The 18,339-nt window shown below is 74.3% G+C and carries 15 protein-coding genes, 1 pseudogene and 1 riboswitch; of the genes and pseudogenes, 6 read left to right on the top strand and 10 right to left on the bottom strand.

Annotated elements, in window-relative coordinates:
* Positions 1 to 26: 26 nt before the first annotated feature.
* The 4 genes from M3185_RS02895 to M3185_RS02910 form a co-directional block, all read right to left on the bottom strand.
* On the bottom strand, positions 27 to 1,379 hold the full coding sequence (locus tag M3185_RS02895; RefSeq protein WP_251332171.1) for an FAD-binding oxidoreductase: 1,353 nt from the start codon (positions 1,377 to 1,379) through the stop codon (positions 27 to 29).
* A gap of 180 nt (positions 1,380 to 1,559) precedes the next feature.
* Positions 1,560 to 3,218: a peptidoglycan DD-metalloendopeptidase family protein gene (locus M3185_RS02900; protein ID WP_251332172.1), complete on the bottom strand. Its 1,659-nt coding sequence runs from the start codon at positions 3,216 to 3,218 to the stop codon at positions 1,560 to 1,562.
* A gap of 241 nt (positions 3,219 to 3,459) precedes the next feature.
* Positions 3,460 to 3,984, bottom strand: a complete 525-nt coding sequence (locus M3185_RS02905; RefSeq protein WP_251332173.1) for a mycothiol transferase — start codon at positions 3,982 to 3,984, stop codon at positions 3,460 to 3,462.
* A gap of 81 nt (positions 3,985 to 4,065) precedes the next feature.
* Positions 4,066 to 5,577: an MFS transporter gene (locus M3185_RS02910; protein WP_251332174.1), complete on the bottom strand. Its 1,512-nt coding sequence runs from the start codon at positions 5,575 to 5,577 to the stop codon at positions 4,066 to 4,068.
* A 121-nt stretch (positions 5,578 to 5,698) separates the two neighbouring features.
* Here M3185_RS02910 and M3185_RS02915 point away from each other — a divergent pair, with 121 nt between their 5' ends.
* Positions 5,699 to 6,244, top strand: a complete 546-nt coding sequence (locus tag M3185_RS02915; protein WP_251332175.1) for a TetR family transcriptional regulator — start codon at positions 5,699 to 5,701, stop codon at positions 6,242 to 6,244.
* Here M3185_RS02915 and M3185_RS02920 read toward each other — a convergent pair.
* Both M3185_RS02920 and M3185_RS02925 read right to left on the bottom strand, forming a co-directional pair.
* Complete coding sequence (locus M3185_RS02920; protein ID WP_251332176.1) at positions 6,239 to 6,859, bottom strand: uracil-DNA glycosylase; 621 nt, start codon at positions 6,857 to 6,859, stop codon at positions 6,239 to 6,241. The two genes, M3185_RS02915 and M3185_RS02920, sit on opposite strands and share 6 nt — an antisense overlap.
* Positions 6,856 to 8,112 (bottom strand): FAD-dependent oxidoreductase, encoded by a 1,257-nt coding sequence (locus M3185_RS02925; protein WP_251332177.1) that lies wholly within the window; start codon positions 8,110 to 8,112, stop codon positions 6,856 to 6,858. The genes M3185_RS02920 and M3185_RS02925 overlap by 4 nt, the downstream gene beginning before the upstream one ends.
* Positions 8,113 to 8,209: 97 nt before the next feature.
* Positions 8,210 to 8,315: riboswitch (TPP riboswitch) on the top strand.
* 41 nt (positions 8,316 to 8,356) lie between these two features.
* Between M3185_RS02925 and M3185_RS02930 the strand changes: the two are divergent.
* Together M3185_RS02930 and M3185_RS02935 are read left to right on the top strand one after the other, a co-directional pair.
* Positions 8,357 to 9,120: pseudogene (locus M3185_RS02930) on the top strand (3-oxoacyl-ACP reductase).
* Positions 9,117 to 10,529, top strand: coding sequence for an LLM class flavin-dependent oxidoreductase (locus M3185_RS02935; RefSeq protein ID WP_251332178.1), 1,413 nt, complete (start codon positions 9,117 to 9,119; stop codon positions 10,527 to 10,529). Before M3185_RS02930 ends, M3185_RS02935 begins: the two are co-directional and overlap by 4 nt.
* Here M3185_RS02935 and M3185_RS02940 read toward each other — a convergent pair.
* Both M3185_RS02940 and M3185_RS02945 read right to left on the bottom strand, forming a co-directional pair.
* On the bottom strand, positions 10,454 to 12,139 hold the full coding sequence (locus M3185_RS02940) for a RecQ family ATP-dependent DNA helicase (RefSeq protein WP_374238457.1): 1,686 nt from the start codon (positions 12,137 to 12,139) through the stop codon (positions 10,454 to 10,456). The genes M3185_RS02935 and M3185_RS02940 overlap by 76 nt on opposite strands.
* Positions 12,140 to 12,167: 28 nt before the next feature.
* Entirely contained in the window at positions 12,168 to 13,631 is a 1,464-nt protein-coding gene (locus tag M3185_RS02945; protein WP_251332179.1) for an aldehyde dehydrogenase family protein, read from the bottom strand.
* Positions 13,632 to 13,743: 112 nt separating this feature from the next.
* On the opposite strand from M3185_RS02945, the gene M3185_RS02950 reads away from it, so the two are divergent.
* Entirely contained in the window at positions 13,744 to 14,496 is a 753-nt protein-coding gene (locus M3185_RS02950) for a sulfite exporter TauE/SafE family protein (protein WP_251332180.1), read from the top strand.
* A 21-nt stretch (positions 14,497 to 14,517) separates the two neighbouring features.
* On the opposite strand, the gene M3185_RS02955 is transcribed toward M3185_RS02950, so the two are convergent.
* Positions 14,518 to 14,940, bottom strand: coding sequence for a ChaB family protein (locus M3185_RS02955; protein WP_251332181.1), 423 nt, complete (start codon positions 14,938 to 14,940; stop codon positions 14,518 to 14,520).
* Positions 14,941 to 14,987: 47 nt separating this feature from the next.
* Positions 14,988 to 15,890 carry an SDR family oxidoreductase gene (locus M3185_RS02960; protein ID WP_251332182.1) on the bottom strand — a complete coding sequence of 301 codons (903 nt, stop codon included), beginning with the start codon at positions 15,888 to 15,890 and terminating at the stop codon, positions 14,988 to 14,990.
* A gap of 179 nt (positions 15,891 to 16,069) precedes the next feature.
* Between M3185_RS02960 and ilvD the strand changes: the two genes are divergently transcribed.
* Positions 16,070 to 17,761 carry a dihydroxy-acid dehydratase gene (gene ilvD / locus M3185_RS02965; protein ID WP_251332183.1) on the top strand — a complete coding sequence of 564 codons (1,692 nt, stop codon included), beginning with the start codon at positions 16,070 to 16,072 and terminating at the stop codon, positions 17,759 to 17,761.
* A gap of 42 nt (positions 17,762 to 17,803) precedes the next feature.
* Positions 17,804 to 18,280: a hypothetical protein gene (locus tag M3185_RS02970; protein WP_251332184.1), complete on the top strand. Its 477-nt coding sequence runs from the start codon at positions 17,804 to 17,806 to the stop codon at positions 18,278 to 18,280.
* The last annotated feature ends 59 nt before the right edge of the window (positions 18,281 to 18,339 follow it).

Raw genomic sequence — 18,339 nt, forward strand, 5'->3', positions numbered from 1 at the left:
AGGGGCCTGCGGGCCGGGCCGGGCACTCAGACCGGGGTCGGCAGGACGTTGTGGTTGAGCCGGAAGAGGTTCTGCGGGTCGTAGCGGTTCTTGAGCGCCACCAGGCGGTGGTGCTTCTCCCGCCCGTAGGCCCGGCGCGCGGCCTCCACCGGGTCGTGCGCGTCCTCGGCGCCCAGGAAGTTGACGTACTCGCCGTGCTCGGCGAAAGGCTGCATCCGGGCGTAGACCTGCCGGGCGAAGGCCGTGAGCCGCTCGTCCTCCCCGGGGTCGCGCCAGAAGCCGTAGACGTTGAGCCAGAACCGCGCGGAGCGGTTGGGGAAGGCCGTGGCCTCCTCGGGTACGCGCCCGAAGGCGCCCTCGAGGTGGTGGACGTCGATGCCGGTGCCCCGCCAGGTGATCCCGGACGCGAGCTCCACGAGGACGCCGACGACCTCCTCGTCCAGCCGGGAGAAGGACACGTTCTTCCAGTAGCCGCGCGAGCCCCGCGGGAAGACGCTGTCCATCGCGGACTGCCACACCGGCCACGGCGTGGGCCCCGCTTCCTCCGCGTCCGGCGGCGCCGCGGAGCGCAGCCGGTCGACGAGCGCCAGCCCGGCCCTGTGGTCCTCGGAGATCCACGCGAAGCCCACCGTCATCCACGGATCGTCCCCCATCCCGAACTCGGGCGGCAGGACCATGAACGTGACGATGGGAGTCATCTCGTCCGGCAGCGCGTGGGCCCATCCGGCGAACGCGCTCAGGGCGCTCTCCCAGCGGGGACGGCGGTAGAAGAGGTTGCCGGCGAGCACCAGGGACGGCAGCCGGCGGGCGCGGAAGGTGAAGGAGGAGACCACGCCGAAGTTACCCCCGCCGCCGCGCAGCCCCCAGAACAGCTCGGCGTTCTCCTCCTCGCTCGCGTGCAGGTGGTCGCACGCGGCGGTGACCACGTCGGCGGAGTCGAGGTTGTCGAGGGTCAGCCCGTCGCTGCGGGTCATCCAGCCGATGCCTCCGCCCAGGGCGAGTCCCGCGACGCCCGTCGCGCTGACCACACCCGACGGGACGGCGAGCCCGTGGCGGGTGGTGGCGCGGTCGAGGTCCGCGAGGGTGGCGCCCGGCTCGACGCTGACGAGCTGGTTCGCCGGGTCGACGACGACCCCCCGCAGCTCGCCCAGGTCCAGGACGAGCCCGTCCTCGACGGTGCCGTGACCGGCGATGTTGTGCCCGCCGCCGCGCACCGCCAGCGGCAGGCCCGTGCGCTGCGCGGCGGCCAGGACGAGGTCGATGTCGCGAATGCTCCCGGCGCGCGCGACGGCCACCGGGTGGACGTCGATCATGCCGTTCCAGACCCGGCGGGCCTCGTCGTAGCCGGCGTCCCCGCGCTCGACGAGCCTCCCGGTCATGCGCTCCCGCAGCTCCTCCAACGCCCGGGCGGTCATGGCGCCCGGCCCGTCATGGTCCGTGGTGCTCATGGTCCTCGCCCCCGCGCGGATGAACCTACAGGTCAAAGCCTGATTCTAGTCCTCCCGCCCCACGGCGGCAGGTGGCCCCGGGGTCACGCCTGCGTAACTCCGGGGACCGGTTCACCCGGCCGGCGCGGGGGACGTCGATTCCGGGGCCGGAGCGGCCGGAGCCGTCGCCCCCGGGGCCGTCGTCCCCGGGGCCGGTTCCTGCTCGTCCGGCACACCGTTGCCGTCGGCGTCCGGGTCCTGGGCGTTCAGCAGGCCGTCGCCGTCCCGGTCCTCGTCCTGGGCGTTGGGGATCTTGTCCCCGTCGAGGTCGTCGTCCTCGACGTTGGGGATCCCGTCACCGTCCAGGTCCGGATCCTTGACATCGAGGATGCCGTCCTTGTCGGTGTCGCGCGTGGCGTCCGGCGTCGGCACCACCGGCTTCGGCGTCGGCACGGGCTCCGGCTTCGGCGTCGGCTCCGGCTTCGGCACGGGGTCCGGCTTCGGCGTCGGCTCCGGCTTGGGCGTCGGCACGGGCTCCGGCTCCGGCTTCGGCGTCGGCACGGGGTCCGGCTTCGGCGGCGGCACCACCACCGGCTTGGGCGTCGGCACGGGCTCCGGCACCACCACCGGCTCCGGCTTCGGCTTGGCGGCAGGCTTTTCGACCTGCTCGGCGGCTTTCTCCTTCGCCTTCTTCTCCGCTGCCTTCTGCTCTGCGGCCTTCTGCTCTGCGGCCTTCTTGGCCTGTGCTGCCTTCTGCTCGGCCGTCTTCTTGGCCTCCGCGGCCTTCTGCTCTGCGGCTTTCTTCTCTGCGGCCTTCTTCTCTGCGGCCTTCTTGGCCTGTGCAGCCTTCTGCTCGGCCGCCTTCTTCTCCGCGACCTCCTCTTCGGCCGTCTTCTGCTCGGCGGTCTCCTGCTCGGGGACCTCGAGCGAGTACTTGCTGCGGGAGGCGGGGATGACGCGCGTGCCGTCGATCCAGTCGAAGGACTGCGGGTCCACGGCCTTGCCGTTGATCCAGGTCTCGAAGTGCAGGTGCGGGCCGGTCACCCGGATCCCGGTCTGCCCCACGGACCCGAGCTGCTCGGAGGCGGCCAGCCGGTCTCCCACCTGCACCCGGACGTCGTCGAGGTGGTTGTAGGTGGTCTTCAGGCCGTCCGCGTGGACGACCTCCACCCGGTTGCCACCCCACACGTCCCAGAACACGGCCGTCACCACGCCGTCGAGAGCGGCGACGACCGGGAGCCCCTGGGCCGCGGAGACGTCGGTGCCGTTGTGGAACTCCCGCCCGCCGCGGTCGGGCGCGATCCGCCAGCCGAAGTCGCCCCCGGACAGGACGACCCCCGGGCTGGTCGGGGCGATCAGGGTGTTGACGGGCAGCTCGCCCACGTGCAGTGTCGGGGCACGACGGCCCGGACGGACGGTCGAGGCCTGCCCGCGGTCGGCGCCGTCACCACGGCCCAGCCCCTGCCGCCACGACCCGTCACCGGCGGCTCCGTCACGGACGGGGGACGGGGAGCGGCCGTCCCGCAGCGGAGCGGACGGCGGGCTCACCGGGTCCGGCCCGGCCGCGAGCAGGCTCGGTCCGGCGCCCGGCCGCTCCCCGGAGGTCACCGGGGACCCGAAGGCCGAGCCCTGGCCGGCCCCCGTCCCGGTCTGCGCCCCGGGTTCCATGCCGGAGCTCACGACCACGCTCAGGGCCACGAGAGCCGAGAAAGCGGAGAGGGCGACCACCGGCGAGGAGGCGCGGCGGCGCAGGTCGGGTCCGGATGGGCGGCGCGTGAAGTCGCGGGGCATGGCGGCATTTCCCCCAGGGAGGCGCGAGGTGCGACGGAAAGGGCGAGCAGGAGTTCGAGATGCTGGCGTCCAGCGTGCCCAGCTTAAGCGAACGCCGCATGTCGGCCGAGGAAACGTCCGTCCCCACTTCGGCGCGATGTCACATGATGACTCAATGCAGATTCAACGAAGGTGGGCGCGCGAGCGGCCGGACCACGGGGCCTGCACCGGGGCGGCCGGCACCCCGGCCACCGGGGCAGGATCAGTACGGCCCGGACCACCCGTCCTCGACCAGCCCCCGGGCGTAGGCGGCCTGGCCGACGTGCTGGGCGGCGTCGTCGACCGTGCTCACCAGCCGCACCCCCCGGGTGACGGGCGGGTCCCAGCTCCGGTCCACCACGTCGTCGAGCTGGGCGGCGGTGAGCCCGTGCACGTACGCCACGACGTGGTCGACCACGGCGTCGAGGTAGCCGCGCAGCAGCTCCGGGGAGCTGACGCGGATCCTCGCCACGTCCTCGGGCCCGTCGCCGAAGCCCGTGGGCGAGCCGGGGACGTCGAGGCCGAAACGGGCGCTCCAGCCCTGCGCGGTCCACACCTCCGGCGTGCCGGCGAGGGCGGCGACCTGGGCGTCCTGCTGGCGGGCCGCGTGCCACACGAGCCACGCGATGGAGTTGGCGGTCCCGCCCGGCATGGCGTGCAGCACCTCCGGGCGGATCCCGTCGAGGACGTGCGCCGCCACCTGGGACGGACGCCGGGCGGCGTCCTCGAACAGCTCCTGCGGGGTCATCGTGGTCGCTCCTCCGGGATCGCCGGGGCCGGGTGCCCCTCCCCCGCCGAGCCTACGTCCGGACGGGCGGCGGTGCGCCGGTCAGCGCGGAGCCGTCCGCAGCACGCGGGCGACCGTGAGCGCCGCCACCACCACGAGGCCCGTCATCACGACGGCCGTCCAGTGCATGCCCGCCGTGAACGCCGCGAACGCGGCCTCCTGCACGGCCGGGCCGAGCGCGCCGGCACCGTCCGCGACCTCGACGGCCGCGCCGAGCGTCTCGTGCGCGGCGGCCGCCGCCCCCGGGTCCAGGGCCGCCGGCAGCTCGAGGTGGCGCTGGTAGAAGGCCGTCAGCAGCCCGCCCAGGACGGCGGTGCCCAACACGGCCCCCACCTCGTAGCCGGTCTCTGAGATCGCCGACGCCGCACCCGCCTTCCGGGGCGGCGCCGCGGCGAGGATCAGGTCGTTGGAGAGGGTCTCGGCGAGCCCGATGCCGGCGCCGACCAGGCAGAACCCCCCGAGGACCACCAGGGGCCCCGCGGCGGGGTCCGCGAGGGCGACCACGAGGAACCCGGTGGCCGAGACGGCCATCCCGGCCACGATGACGGTCCGCGCCGCCAGCCGGCGCACCGCCCGCACGGCCGCGAACCCGGAGAGCACGGTCAGGGCCAGGCCCGGGACCATGGTCAGCCCCGCGGTCATGGGGTCGAGGCCCACCACGAGCTGGAGGTACTGGGTGAGCATGAACAGGAAGCCCATCAGCCCCACGTTGCCCAGCACGTTGACCGTCACGCCGCCGGTGAAGCCGGGGTGGCGGAAGAGGCCGAGGTCCAGCATCGGGTGCTCGAGCACGGCCTGCCGGCGCGCGAACAGCACGCCGAAGAGCACGCCGAAGGCCGTGCTGAGCAGGCCGTCGAAGAGCTCCCCGGAGGCGGTGAGCGCCTTGATCCCGTAGACGACCGGGGCCATGGCGAGCATGGCGAGCACCACGGAGGGCACGTCCACGGGCCCGGGCCGGGGGTCGCGGGACTCCGGGACCAGCAGGGGGCCCAGCACCAGCAGCGGGACGAGCACGGGCACGGCCATGAGGAAGACCGAGCCCCACCAGAAGTGGTTGAGCAGGAAGCCGCCGACGATCGGGCCGAGGGCCGCCCCGCCGCTGAAGCCGCCGGCCCAGACCGCGATCGCGATCCGGCGCTGGCGCGGGTCGAGGAAGATGTTGCGCAGCAGGGACAGGGTGGCGGGCATCAGCATCGCCCCGAAGAAGCCCATGGCGGCGCGCCCGGCCACGAGCAGCTCGGCGGTGGGCGCGAAGGCCGACGTGGCCGAGACGGCCGCGAAGCCGGTGCCGCCGATCAGCAGCAGCCGCCGCCGGCCGATGCGGTCGCCCAGGCTGCCCATGGGGATCAGCAGGCCCGCCAGCACGAGGGCGTAGACGTCCACGATCCACAGCAGCTGCGTGCCCGTGGGGTGCAGGGCCCGGGAGACGGACGGCAGGGCGAAGCTCAGGGCCGTGTTGTCGACCGACACGAGCAGGACGGGGAGCATCAGGACCGCGAGCGCGGCCCACTCCCGCGCACCGGCCGTGGGACGGGACGTCAGCAGAGTGGTCATGGTTCACCTCCGGGAGAACGTGGGGGACGGTCGGCCTCGATAACTGTACCGTCTAGACGGTACAGTTATCGGTCGCCTGGCACAATGGGGCAGCAGTCCGAACCAGGGAGGTCTTCCTCACATGCCGCGCCGACCCGTGGCCCGGGACAAGCTCCTGGCCGCCTTCGAGCAGATCGTCCTCGACGACGGCGAGCGCGCCGCCACCCTCGACGCCGTGGCCGCGGCCGCGGGGGTGTCCAAGGGCGGGCTGCTCTACCACTTCCCCCACCGCCAGTCGCTGGTGGACGCGACCCTGCAGCGCCTCGAGGAGCTCATGCACCAGGACCTCGAGGCGATGGCCGCCGCGCAGGACGGCGCGGCGCGGTACTTCCTCACCACGTCCCTGTTCGAGGACAGCGAGCTGGACCGGGCCCTCATCGTGGCGTCCCGGCTGGTCCAGTCCGGCGACGAGAACGCCCGGACGGCCCTGAAGCGCCTCGAGGAGGCGTGGTACGAGCTGATCCTCGCGGACGTGGGCGACGCCGTGGTCGCCACCGCGGTGCAGCAGATGGGCGACGGGCTCTACCACAACGCGTCGATCGGGCTGCTGCCCGACGGCTCGCCGGAGCGCCACGCGATCCTGACGTCCCTGCTGGCGGTCGTGGACCGGCTCAGCCCCCGGTCATGAGCGCGCCGCGGCGGCGGCCGTGCGCAGCGCGACGAGGATCCGCCGCCGGGTCTCCTCGCGGCGGTGGCCGTTGCGCAGCGACGGGTGCGGCACGCCCAGCACGGGCAGCAGCCGCGGCGGCTCCTCGACGGTGAGCAGGCGCATCATCCCGGTCAGGGCGGGGGCCCCGACGGTCACGACGACGCGCAGCTGCGGCAGCGCCCCGACCAGCGCCCGCAGGGCCGGCCCGGCCTCGACGAGGTCGTCCGTCCTCGGCGGCCGGTGCCGGCCCCCGGCGTCGCGCAGGGCCCACGGCACCACGTTCCAGCGCAGGTAGTCCCCGCGCGCGAGGCCGGAGGCCTCCCGCAGCTGCCGGAAGGCCCGGGCCGTGGGGTCGGCGTTGTCCTCGGAGCTGAAGCCGAGGTCACCGGCCGCGACGGTGGCGGGCCCGGGCGCCTCCATGAGCACGAGCACGCGGGCCGCGGTGCCGCCGCCGTCGGGGTCGATCCACGGCACGAACCGGTGCTCCGCCCGCCACGAGCGGACCAGGGCGTTGAGCGGGGCCACGTGCGCCTCGTCCACGCGGGCGCGCTTGTCGGCCGGGGAGCCCACCGGGTCGGTCGTCGGCAGGCTCACCGGGACGGTCCCCCGCGCCCCCGGTCCCACGGAGCCCGCGGTGGCGTCCGGACGTGCTCGGGACGCAGGCCCAGGCCGATGAACCGGCCGGTCAGGTGCGGCAGGAACGGCAGCGCGCGCACCAGCCCGAGCGGCACCGGAGGCTTCGGCCGGCCCCCGGACCGGGGCGGGACGAGCCGGCGCGCCAGCACCAGCTGGAACAGCTGGGTGACCCGCGCGGGCCAGGCCCGTCGGCGCTGCACGCGGGCGAGGTCCCGGTCCCGGACCTCGCCGCGCAGCAGCCGCGGCCCCAGCTCGTTCGCGGCCGCGACCGCGTCCTGGATCGCGAGGTTGATCCCCACCCCGCCGGCCGGGGACATCGCGTGGGCCGCGTCGCCCAGGAACAGCAGCCCCGGCCGCCACCAGCGGCGCAGCCGGTCCACGCGCACGCGCAGCAGCTTCACCTGCTCCCAGTCCTCGATCGCCGTGAGCCCCTCGGCGAGGGGCGGCGCCACCCCGCGCACCCGGGCGCGGAAGGCCTCCAGCCCCCCGGTCCGCAGCTGCTCGTACTGCCCCGCCGGGATGATCAGGGCGGCCTGCCAGTAGTCCGGCCGGGGCAGCACGACCACGGCACCGTCGCCCGCGTTGAACAGGGGCATCTGCTGCCCCGGCTCCCGGGGCACCCGGAACCACAGGACGTCGATCCGCGAGCGCGAGGCCACGGGCGCCAGGCCTGCGGCCTCCCGCAGCACGGAGTCCCGCCCGTCCGTGGCCAGGACCAGGTCCGCCCGCACGTGCACGGGCGTCCCGGCGCCGTCGTGCGCGACGACGCCGGCGCACCGCCCGTCCTCGACGAGCAGGCCGTCGACCGGGGTGGAGCGCAGCAGCCGGAACGCGGGCAGCTCCGCGCCGCGGTCGGCGAGGAAGTCCAGGAAGTCCCACTGGGGCATGAACGCGATGAAGGGGCACCGCACGGGGAGGCGGTCGAAGCGGCCGACGACGATCTCGCCCCCGTCGCCGGTGACGGAGATGGTCGCCCGCTCGACGCGCGTGTGCGGCAGCCGCAGGAACTCGTCGAGCCAGCCCAGCTCGGCCATGAGCTCGGTCGTGGAGGGGTGGATCGTGTCGCCGCGGAAGTCGCGCAGGAAGTCCGCGTGCTTCTCGAGCACGACCACGTCCACGCCCTGCCGGGCGAGCAGCACCCCGGCCATCAGCCCGGCGGGGCCGCCGCCCACGACGCAGCACGTGGTGGTGAGGACCGTCGGATCCACCATGAGAGCCTCCCGCCTGTGCCGGACGGACCGGTCGCCTGTGCCGACGATCGCACCACGACCCCTGGCAGATCAAGAGCCACGAGGGGCTAGACTCACCGGCAGTGGCACGGGGTGCCCGCACCGGGGTTCGGCGGCGGGCTGAGAACAGACCCGTCGAACCTGATCCAGTCAGCACTGGCGGAGGGATGTCACGCGGTGGAGGTCCGTCGTCGCGTTCGCCCCCGCCCCGTTCAAGGGAACGCCCATGCGAATCGCAGAGCAGATCGTCCTGGTCACCGGCGGCGGCCGCGGCCTCGGCCGCCGCATCGTCCAGGCCTTCGCGGCCGAGGGCGCGAAGGTGGTGATCAACCACCGGACGAGCGGGGCGGCCGCGCAGGAGCTCGCGGACCGGCTGACCTCCGAGCGGGCCGTGGCGCTGCCCGCCGACGTCACCGATCCCGGGCAGGTCTCCGCCATGCTCGAGCGCGCCCGGGACCACTTCGGCGCCCCGGTCACGACCGTGGTCAACAACGCGCTGGCGGACTTCTCCTTCAACGGCGACGCCCGGTCGGGCGCCGCGCAGATCGGCTGGGACGAGTTCGCCGCCCAGTTCTCCGGCAGCGTCCGGGGGCCCTCAACACGACGCAGGCGGTCCTGCCGGGGATGCAGGAGCAGGGCTCCGGGCGGATCGTCAACGTCGGCACCAACCTGTTCCAGAATCCGGTGGTGCCCTACCACGACTACACGGCGGCCAAGGCGGCGCTGCTCTCGCTGACCCGGACCCTGGCCAAGGACCTGGGCCGGCACGGCGTCACGGTGAACATGGTCTCCGGCGGGCTGCTGCGCACCACGGACGCCAGCGCGGCCACCCCCGAGGAGGTCTTCGACCTCATCGCCTCCTCCACCCCGCTGGGCCGCGTCACCACCCCGGAGGAGTTCGCCGACGCCGTCCTGTTCTTCGCGTCGCCCTGGGCGCGCTCGGTCACCGGGCAGAACCTGGTGGTCGACGGCGGACTGGTCATGGGGTGAGCCGGGCCCTCGTGCGCACCGATCGGCAGCTGCACCTCAACGCCTTCCTCTTCGGCGCCGGCCACCACGGCGCGGCGTGGCGGCGCCCCGGCTCCCCCGTGGAGCAGCTCGGGGACATCTCCTACTACGAACGCCTGGCCCGGACGGCCGAGCGCGGCCTCTTCGACGCCGTGTTCTTCGCCGACGGGCACAGTGCCGGTGACGTCGCCTCGGGGCCCCGCTGGTTCCTCGAGCCGCTGACCGCCCTGTCCGCCATGGCTCGCGCCACCGAGCGGATCGGGCTGGTCTGCACCGTCTCGACCACGTTCTCCACCCCGTTCCACGCCGCGCGGATGCTGGCCTCCCTCGACCACATCAGCGGGGGACGGGCGGGGTGGAACGTGGTGACCTCCATGTTCGACGAGGAGGCCCGCAACCACGGCTGGGCGGCCATGCCGCCGCGGGAGCAGCGCTACGAGCGGGCGCAGGAGTTCGTCGAGGTCGCCCAGCGGCTGTGGGACTCGTGGGCCGACGACGCCCTGGTCGCCGACCGGGACGGCGTCTACGCCGACCCGGCGCTGCTGCACCGCCTCGACCACGCCGGCGAGCACTTCCGGGTGGACGGGCCGCTGACCGTGCCCCGTCCCCCGCAGGGCAGGCCGGTGCTGTTCCAGGCCGGCGCGTCGGGCCCCGGGCGCGAGCTGGCCGCCCGGCACGCGGAGGCGGTCTACGCGGTGGCCTGCGACCTCTCCGCCGGCCAGGAGTACTACGCCGGCCTCAAGGCCCGCATCGCCGCGGCGGGACGGGACCCGCACACCGTGGCGGTCATGCCCGGGCTGGTCGCCTACGTGGGGTCCACGGAGGAGGAGGCGCGGGCCCAGCAGGCCGCCGTGGACGCGCTGCTGCCCACCGAGCAGTCACTGGCCCAGCTGGGCACGTTCGTCCAGCAGGACTGCAGCGGGTGGGAGCTCGACGCCCCGGTGCCGGTGCTGCCGTCACCGGAGGAGTTCACCGGCCCCCAGGGCCGGTACGCCACGATCCTGCGGATCGTCGAGGTCGAGCGGCCCACGGTGCGCCAGCTCCTCGGCAGGCTCGCCGCCGGCGGCGGCCACTGGACCGTGGCCGGCACCCCGGAGGGCATCGCGGACCGGATCGAGCGGTGGTTCCGCGCGGGAGCCGCCGACGGGTTCAACCTCATGCCCCCGCTGCTGCCGGACTCCCTGGAGGGCTTCGTCGACCACGTCGTCCCGGAGCTCCAGCGGCGCGGCCTCTTCCGCACCTGCTACGACGCCGCCACCCTGCGCGGGCACCTCGGGCTCGCCCGGCCGGGCGCGGGGGCCCGGGCCCGGCGGCCTCAGGCCTCCCCGGGCGTGCCCCGCACCAGCAGCCCCTCGTGCTCCTCGACGAGCTTGAGGGAGAGCTCCTTGTAGCCCACGGCCTCGAAGAGGACGGTGATCCGGTCCGGCTCGGCGCCCATCACGATCCCGGGCCCCCACTCGCGGTGCGAGACCGGGGTCTGGATCTCCCAGCCGTGGGGCGTGGCCGCCTGCCGCTGCTCGGCCTCGGCCGCGGAGCCCGCCTGGTCGCACCGGTCGCAGTTGCCGCACCAGCCGTCGGTCTCCTCGCCGAAGTAGTTGAGCAGCCAGTCCCGGCGGCACCCGTCCGTCTCGGCGTAGCCGCGCATCATCTCGATCCGCGACCTGTCGATCCGGTGCTGGCTCTCCGCCTCCGCGAGCGCGGCGGCCACGGCCTCCGCGGGCGTGGCCCCCTCGACGGCGCGGTAGCCCTCGCGCCGGGCCACGATGCCGCCGCTGTGCTCGAGCAGGTGCAGGGCCCGGGCCTGGGCGCGCGGGCCGAGCCCCGTGCGCGCGCGCAGCTCGCGGGCCCGCACGGGCCCCGCCTCGCGGACCGCCCGGAAGACCTGCTCCACGTCGCCCTCCTCGGGGGAGGCGCCGGCGAAGTACTGCTGCAGGCCCAGGTCCTCGGAGCGGTAGTGCAGCACGGCGAGGGCGGGCTGCCCGTCGCGGCCCGCGCGGCCGATCTCCTGGTAGTAGCTGTCCAGGGAGTCGGTGATGTCCGCGTGGACCACGAACCGCACGTCCGGCTTGTCGATGCCCATCCCGAACGCCGTGGTGGCCACCACCACGTCGAGCTCGCCGTCCAGGAAGCGGGCGTGGACGTCCTCCCGCTCGGACTGCTTCCGGCCCGCGTGGTAGGCCGCCGCGCGCAGCCCGCGCCCGGCCAGCTCGTCGGCGTAGGCCTCCGTCTCCTTCCGGGTCGCCACGTAGACCAGCCCGGGTCCGCCCAGGCCCGCGACCTCGTGGAGGACGGCCCGCCGCTTGTCGGCGGCCTCGTGGTGGCGCACCACCCGCAGCTCGATGTTGGGCCGGTCGAAGCTCTGCACGATCACCAGGGGCTCTCGCATCCCCAGCCGGTCGAGGATCTCGGCGCGGGTGTGCGGGGACGCCGTGGCGGTCAGCGCCACCACCGGCGGGTGGCCCAGCCGCTCGACGGTCTCGCTGAGCACGAGGTAGTCGGGGCGGAAGTCGTGGCCCCAGGAGGAGATGCAGTGCGCCTCGTCCACCACGAACAGGGAGGGCGGGTGCGCCGCCAGCCGCTCGACGGTCTCCTCGCGGGCCAGCTGCTCGGGGGCGAGGAAGAGGAACTTCGCCTGCCCGCTCTCGAGGGCCTCCCACGCCGCGCGCTCGCGGCGGGCGCCGACCCGCGAGTTGACGGCGAAGGCCCGCTCGGTGCCGAGGTCGGCGTTGATCGCCTCCACCTGGTCGTGCTGGAGGGCGATCAGCGGGGACACGACCACCGCGGTCCCCGGCAGGACCGTGCCGGGGACCTGGTAGATCGCGGACTTGCCGTGGCCGGTGGGCATCACCGCCAGCACGTCCCGGCCGGCGGCCGCCGCCTCCATGGCCTCGAGCTGCCCCTCCCGGAACTCCTCGATGCCGAAGGAGGCCGCGGCCGCCTCCCGCAGCCGCCGCACCGCGTCCGCGCCGTCCGTCACGCCGTCCGTCACGCTGTCCGTCACGCTGTTCGTCACGTTTTTCGTCACCGGCCTAGAACGGGTACCGGGCGTGCCCCTCCTCCTGGATGGTGACCCACCGCCGCTCGCTGAAGGACTCGACCCCGGCGTGACCGCCGAACTTGCCGTAGCCCGACTCCTGGATCCCGCCGAACGGGGCCTGCGGCTCGTCGGCCACGGACTGGTCGTTGACGTGCACGATGCCGGTCTTGAGCCGCTTCGCCACGGACAGCCCGCGCGCCCGGTCCTCGGTGATGACGCCCGCGGTGAGCCCGTAGTTGGTGTTGTTGGCGAACTCGACGGCCTCGTCGGGGCCGTCGACCTCGAACACGGTGGTGATGGCGCCGAAGATCTCGTCGTGGAAGATGTCCATCTCGGGGGTGACGTCCGAGAGCACGGTCGCCGGCACGAGCGCGTTCCCCAGCCGGTGGCCGCCGGCGTGCACCGAGGCGCCCTTGGCCACGGCGTCGTCGATGAGCCCGTACTGGCGCTCGGCCGACCGGGCGTTGACCGCGGGGCCGATGACCGTGGTGGGGTCCGTCGGGTCCCCGGTGGGCAGGTGCTTGACCTTCTCGGCGAAGCGCTCGGTGAACTCCCCGGCGACGCTGCGGTCCACGAGCACGCGGTCCACGGACATGCAGATCTGCCCGGCGTTCATGTACGCGCCGAAGGCGGCGGCGTCCACGGCGTAGTCCAGGTCGGCGTCGTCGAGGACCACCAGGCTGTTCTTCCCGCCGAGCTCGAGCACGGCGGGCTTGAGGTGCTGGGCCGCGAGGGTGCCGACGGTCCGGCCCACCGCGGTGGAGCCCGTGAAGTTCACGCAGCGCACCCGGTTGTCGGAGATCAGGGTGGCGACCACCTCGGCGGCGTCGGAGCGGTCGTTCGTCACGACGTTGAGCGCCCCCGCCGGCAGGCCCGCCTCGATCAGCGCGTCGGCGAGGAACAGCCCGCACGCCAGGGGGGCGTCCTCGCTCGGCTTCATGACCACCGTGTTGCCCACGGCCAGCGGCACCGCGATCGAGCGCATGCCGAGGATGAACGGGGCGTTCCACGGGGAGATGGCGGCGACCACGCCGTAGGGCTGGCGCACCGACATCGAGATCACGCCGGGCATGTCGGTCGCCAGGACCTCGCCCTGCGGCAGGGTCGTGGCCCCGGCCGCCTCGCGCAGGATGTTGGCGGCCAGGTGCGTGTTGAACTCGGCCCAGCCGCGCACGCCGCCGACCTCCTTGGCCATGATCTCGGCGCCCTCCTCGACGCGGGACTCGAAGATGTCCGCCGCGCGCAGGAAGATCCGGCGCCGGGCGCTGGGGGGCGTCGCGGCCCACTGCTCGGAGGCCGCCGCGGCGGCGTCGACGGCCCGCGTCACGTCCTCGGGCGCGCCGGCCGCGACCGTGGCGAACACCTCGCCCGTGTAGGGGTTGACGTCCTCGGTGGTCCGCCCGCTCAGGGCCGGGACGTGCTCGCCGTTGATGATCAGGTCTCGGGTGATGCTCACTGCGTACCTTCCGATCGGGGTGCGGCCCCGGAGGGGACCTCATCAGGACAGCAACCTTACTGTCCGTTGCGGGGAACGCCAATGGTCCGCCCGGCGCGGGCGGTGGCGGAGAATGGGCGCCGTGGAACTCCTCGCCGTCGCCGCGCTCGCCGTCCTCGTGGGCTCGGCCCTGCAGCGCGTCTCGGGGACCGGCGTGGGCCTCGTCGTCGCCCCGACCCTGGCGCTGCTGCTGGGCCCGGCCACGGGGGTGCTCGTGACCAACGCGACGACGACCGTCTCCGGCTTCCTGATCATGCTCTCCGTGTGGCGCCACGTCGACTGGCGCCGCTACGCGCTGATCGCCCCCGCGGCGGCCGTCGGCGCGGTGCCCGCCGCCCTGCTGGTGCGGGAGCTGCCCGCGGCCTGGCTGCAGGTCGTGATCGGGGCCGTGGTCCTGCTCGCCCTGGCCACCATGCTCGGCCTGCCCCGGCTGCCCGAGTGGCGTGGAGGGCTGCCCACCGTGCTCGCCGGGGCGATCGGCGGGTTCTTCAACACCACGGCCGGGGTGGCGGCCCCCGTGATGGTGATCCACTCCCGCCTGGCCCGGTGGGAGCAGCGCTCCTTCGCAGCCACCCTGCAACCGGTGTTCATGACGATGGGCGCCCTCTCCGTGCTGACCAAGACCGCGTTCGGGGCGGTCGGCACCGGAGGGCTGCCGCCGTGGTGGGTGGCGCCGGGCATCGTCCTCACCGTGGTGCTGGGCGTGCGGATCGGCACCCTGGCCTCCCGCCGGGTGCCCGTCGCCACGGCCCGCGCGCTCGCCCTCGTGCTGGCGGGTCTCGGCGGGGCCGTCACCCTCGGGCGCGGCCTCGTGGGAGTGCTGTGAGGCCGCCCGCGGGTCCGCGCGTCAGCTCCCCCGGGCCCTGCGCGTCGCGGCGGCGTTGGCCTTCTTGATCGCGTCGACGAGCTCCTTCTTGGTCATGTAGGAGCGGCCCTCGACGCCGAGCCGCTGCGCCACCTCGTAGAGGTGGCGCTTGGACGCGTTGGCGTCGACGCCGGCGGCGGTCCCGGCCTGCGCGTCCCGCCCGCCCTCGGCGTGCTCGTCGGAGGGACCGTACTCCTCCTTCTCCTCCCAGTGGTCGCCGACCTTCTCGTGGGTGTGCTTGAGGGAGGCGTAGGCGGTGCGGGCGGCGCGCTCCTCGTCGCCGTACTGCTCCAGCGCGGCGTCGTAGGTCTTGGCGAAGGTGTCCTGGGCCTTCTGCCCGGAGCGCTGGAGGGTGGAGGGCAGCTCGCCCTTCCTGGCGTGGTCGTCCTGGCCGGTCTTCGGCACGGGGTGCTCCTTCGGTCGGGATCCGTGGGGGATGGTGGGGGGGCGGATCAGAAGACGGGCGTCCCTCCGGTGACGCCGAGGACGGTGCCGCTGACGTAGCTGGCCTCGGCCGGGGAGGCGAGGAAGACGTAGGCGCCGGCGAGCTCGGCGGGCTGGCCGATGCGCCCCAGGGGCGTGTCCCGGCCCATGCCGGCGACGGCCTCCGGCTCCTTGGTGGCCGGCTGCAGCGGGGTCCAGACCGGGCCGGGGGCCACGGCGTTGACGCGGATCCCCTCGGGCCCCAGCTCGGTGGCGAGGCTCGCGGTGACGTTGTTGAGCGCCGCCTTGGTGGCCGCGTAGTCGATCATCGACACGGAGGGGTTGTAGGCCTGCATCGAGGTGGTGTTGATGATGCAGTCGCCGCGGCCCAGGTGCGGCAGCGCCGCCTGGGTGATCCACAGTGTGCCGTAGAGGTTGGTGCGCACGGCCCGCTCCAGGTCCTCCGTCCTCAGCCCCTTGAGCCCGTGCTCGCCGCGGGCCCAGTGGAAGCCGGCGTTGTTGACGACGACGTTGAGCCCGCCCAGGCCCTCGACGGCCCGGGCCACGATGCCCTGGCAGCTCTGCTCCTCGCGCAGGTCCCCGGGGACCAGGACGGCCGTGCGGCCGGCCTTCTCGATCCAGCCCGCGACGTCGCGCGCGTCCTCCTCCTCCTCGGGCAGGTAGTTGATGGCCACGTCGGCGCCCTCCCGGGCGAACGCGATGGCCACGGCCCGGCCGATGCCGGAGTCGCCACCGGTGATCAGGGCCCTCAGGCCCTCGAGGCGGCCGTGGCCCACCCAGGACGACTCCCCGTGGTCGGGCACCGGGTCCATCCGGGCGGTCAGCCCGGGGGGCGTCTGCTGCTGCTCGGGCATCCCTCCCTCGGCGTCGGCCATCTGCTGGGCGTGGTGGGACACGGGCGCTTCGGGCATCTCGGCTCCTTCGATCAGGGTGCTTACTTTCTCGTCGTCTCCCAGCCTAGGAGGCGCGGCCGGGCTTGTCTGCCCCCGGGATGCGGAAATTCCCGGGCGGACGCCCTCGACGCTCCACGAGTCCCGTTGATAGGTTCGCGGCACGCCCTGCCTCACGCACCGCCGAACGGGAGAGGTCCATGAGCCCCGACATGAAGCCCCGCAGCCGCCAGGTCACCGACGGCCTCGACGCGACCGCCAGCCGTGGCATGCTCCGTGCCGTCGGCATGGGCGACGACGACTGGGACAAGCCCCAGATCGGCATCGCCAGTTCGTGGAACGACATCACGCCGTGCAACCTCTCCCTGGACCGCCTGGCCCAGGGCTGCCGGGAGGGCGTCCACGCCGGCGGGGGCTATCCCCTGCAATTCGGCACGATCTCCGTCTCGGACGGGATCTCCATGGGCCACCAGGGGATGCACTTCTCCCTGGTCTCCCGCGAGGTGATCGCCGACTCCGTGGAGACCGTGATGCAGGCGGAGCGCCTCGACGGGTCCGTGCTGCTGGCCGGGTGCGACAAGTCCCTGCCCGGCATGCTCATGGCCGCGGCCCGCCTGGACCTCGCCGCGGTCTTCCTCTATGCCGGCACCATCGCCCCGGGCTGGGTGAAGCTCACCGACGGCACCGAGAAGGACGTCACCCTCATCGACGCGTTCGAGGCCGTGGGCGCGTGCAAGGCCGGGCTCATGGGCCGCGAGGACCTGGACCGGATCGAGCGGGCGATCTGCCCCGGCGAGGGCGCCTGCGGCGGGATGTACACGGCGAACACGATGGCGTCCGTGGCCGAGGCCATCGGGATGAGCCTGCCCGGGTCCGCCGCCCCGCCCTCGGCGGACCGGCGCCGCGACCAGTTCGCCCACCGCTCCGGGGAGGCCGTGGTCGAGATGCTCCGGCAGGGCATCACCGCCCGCGACGTCCTCACCCGGGAGGCGTTCGAGAACGCGATCACCGTGCTCATGGCCCTCGGCGGCTCCACGAACGCGGTGCTGCACCTGCTCGCCATCGCCCACGAGGCGGACGTGGACCTGAGCCTCGAGGACTTCGACCGGATCGGCGACCGGGTCCCCCACCTGGCCGACGTCAAGCCGTTCGGCCGCTACGTGATGAACGACGTCGACCGCCACGGCGGCATCCCGGTGGTGATGAAGCTCCTGCTGGAGGCCGGGCTGCTGCACGGCGACGTCCTCACGGTCACCGGCAGGACCCTCGCCGAGAACCTCGACGCCATCGGCCCCGGCCCGGTGGACGGCCAGGTCATCCGCCGCCTCGACGACCCGATCCACCGCACGGGCGGCATCACGATCCTGCACGGCTCGCTGGCCCCGGAGGGCGCGGTCGTGAAGTCCGCGGGCTTCGACGCCGAGGCCTTCGAGGGCCCCGCCCGGGTCTTCGAGCGGGAGCAGGCCGCGATGGACGCGCTCGAGGCCGGGACCGTCACCGCCGGGGACGTCCTCGTCATCCGCTACGAGGGCCCGAAGGGCGGGCCCGGCATGCGGGAGATGCTCGCCATCACCGGCGCCATCAAGGGCGCCGGCCTCGGCAAGGACGTGCTCCTGCTGACCGACGGCCGGTTCTCCGGCGGCACCACGGGCCTGTGCATCGGCCACATCGCCCCCGAGGCCGTCGACGCCGGGCCGATCGCCTTCGTGCGCGACGGCGACCGCGTCCGCGTGGACCTCACGGCCCGCACCCTCGAGCTGCTCGTGGACGAGGAGGAGCTGGCGCGCCGCCGCGAGGGCTGGGCCCCGCTGCCCCCGCAGTACACCGGCGGGGTGCTCGGCAAGTACGCCAAGCTGGTCCGCTCCGCGTCCCTCGGCGCGGTCACCGGCTGACCGCGCCGGGCCGCGGGCCACCGGGCGAGGGGCGGGGCGGGGATGGACTGGGCCGGCTGGGGCCTCTTCGGGCTGCTGGCCACCAGCGCCCTGACCCTGGTGATGATCACCGCGCAGATGGCCGGCCTCACCCGCCTGGACCTCCCGCTCGTGCTGGGCGCCCTCGTGACCCCGGACCCCGACCGCGCCCGGGTCGCGGGCGGCTTCCTGCACCTGGCCGCGGGGCAGTGCTTCGCGCTCGGCTACGCGGGCACGTTCGCCCTGCTCGGCCGGAGCACGTGGTGGCTCGGGGCGCTGCTGGGCCTGCTCCACGGCGCCGTCGCCCTGACCCTGGTCCTGCCGCTCCTGCCCGGGGTGCACCCCCGGATGGCGTCGCACCGTGCGGGGCCGGCCAGCACGGCCGTCCTGGAGCCGCCGGGGCTGCTCGGGCTGAACTACGGCTTCCAGACCCCCGTGGTCGCCGCCGTGGCCCACGTCCTCTACGGCGCCCTCCTCGGTCTGCTCCTCGGGCCGGGCTGAGCGGCGGAGGCGGCGGTGCCGGCGACAGGGCGGGGCGAGGACGCGCCCCCTCCCGGGGC

The organism is Kocuria rosea, assembly GCF_023715525.1.
In the GTDB taxonomy this organism is placed as follows: Bacteria; Actinomycetota; Actinomycetes; order Actinomycetales; family Micrococcaceae; genus Kocuria; species Kocuria rosea_A.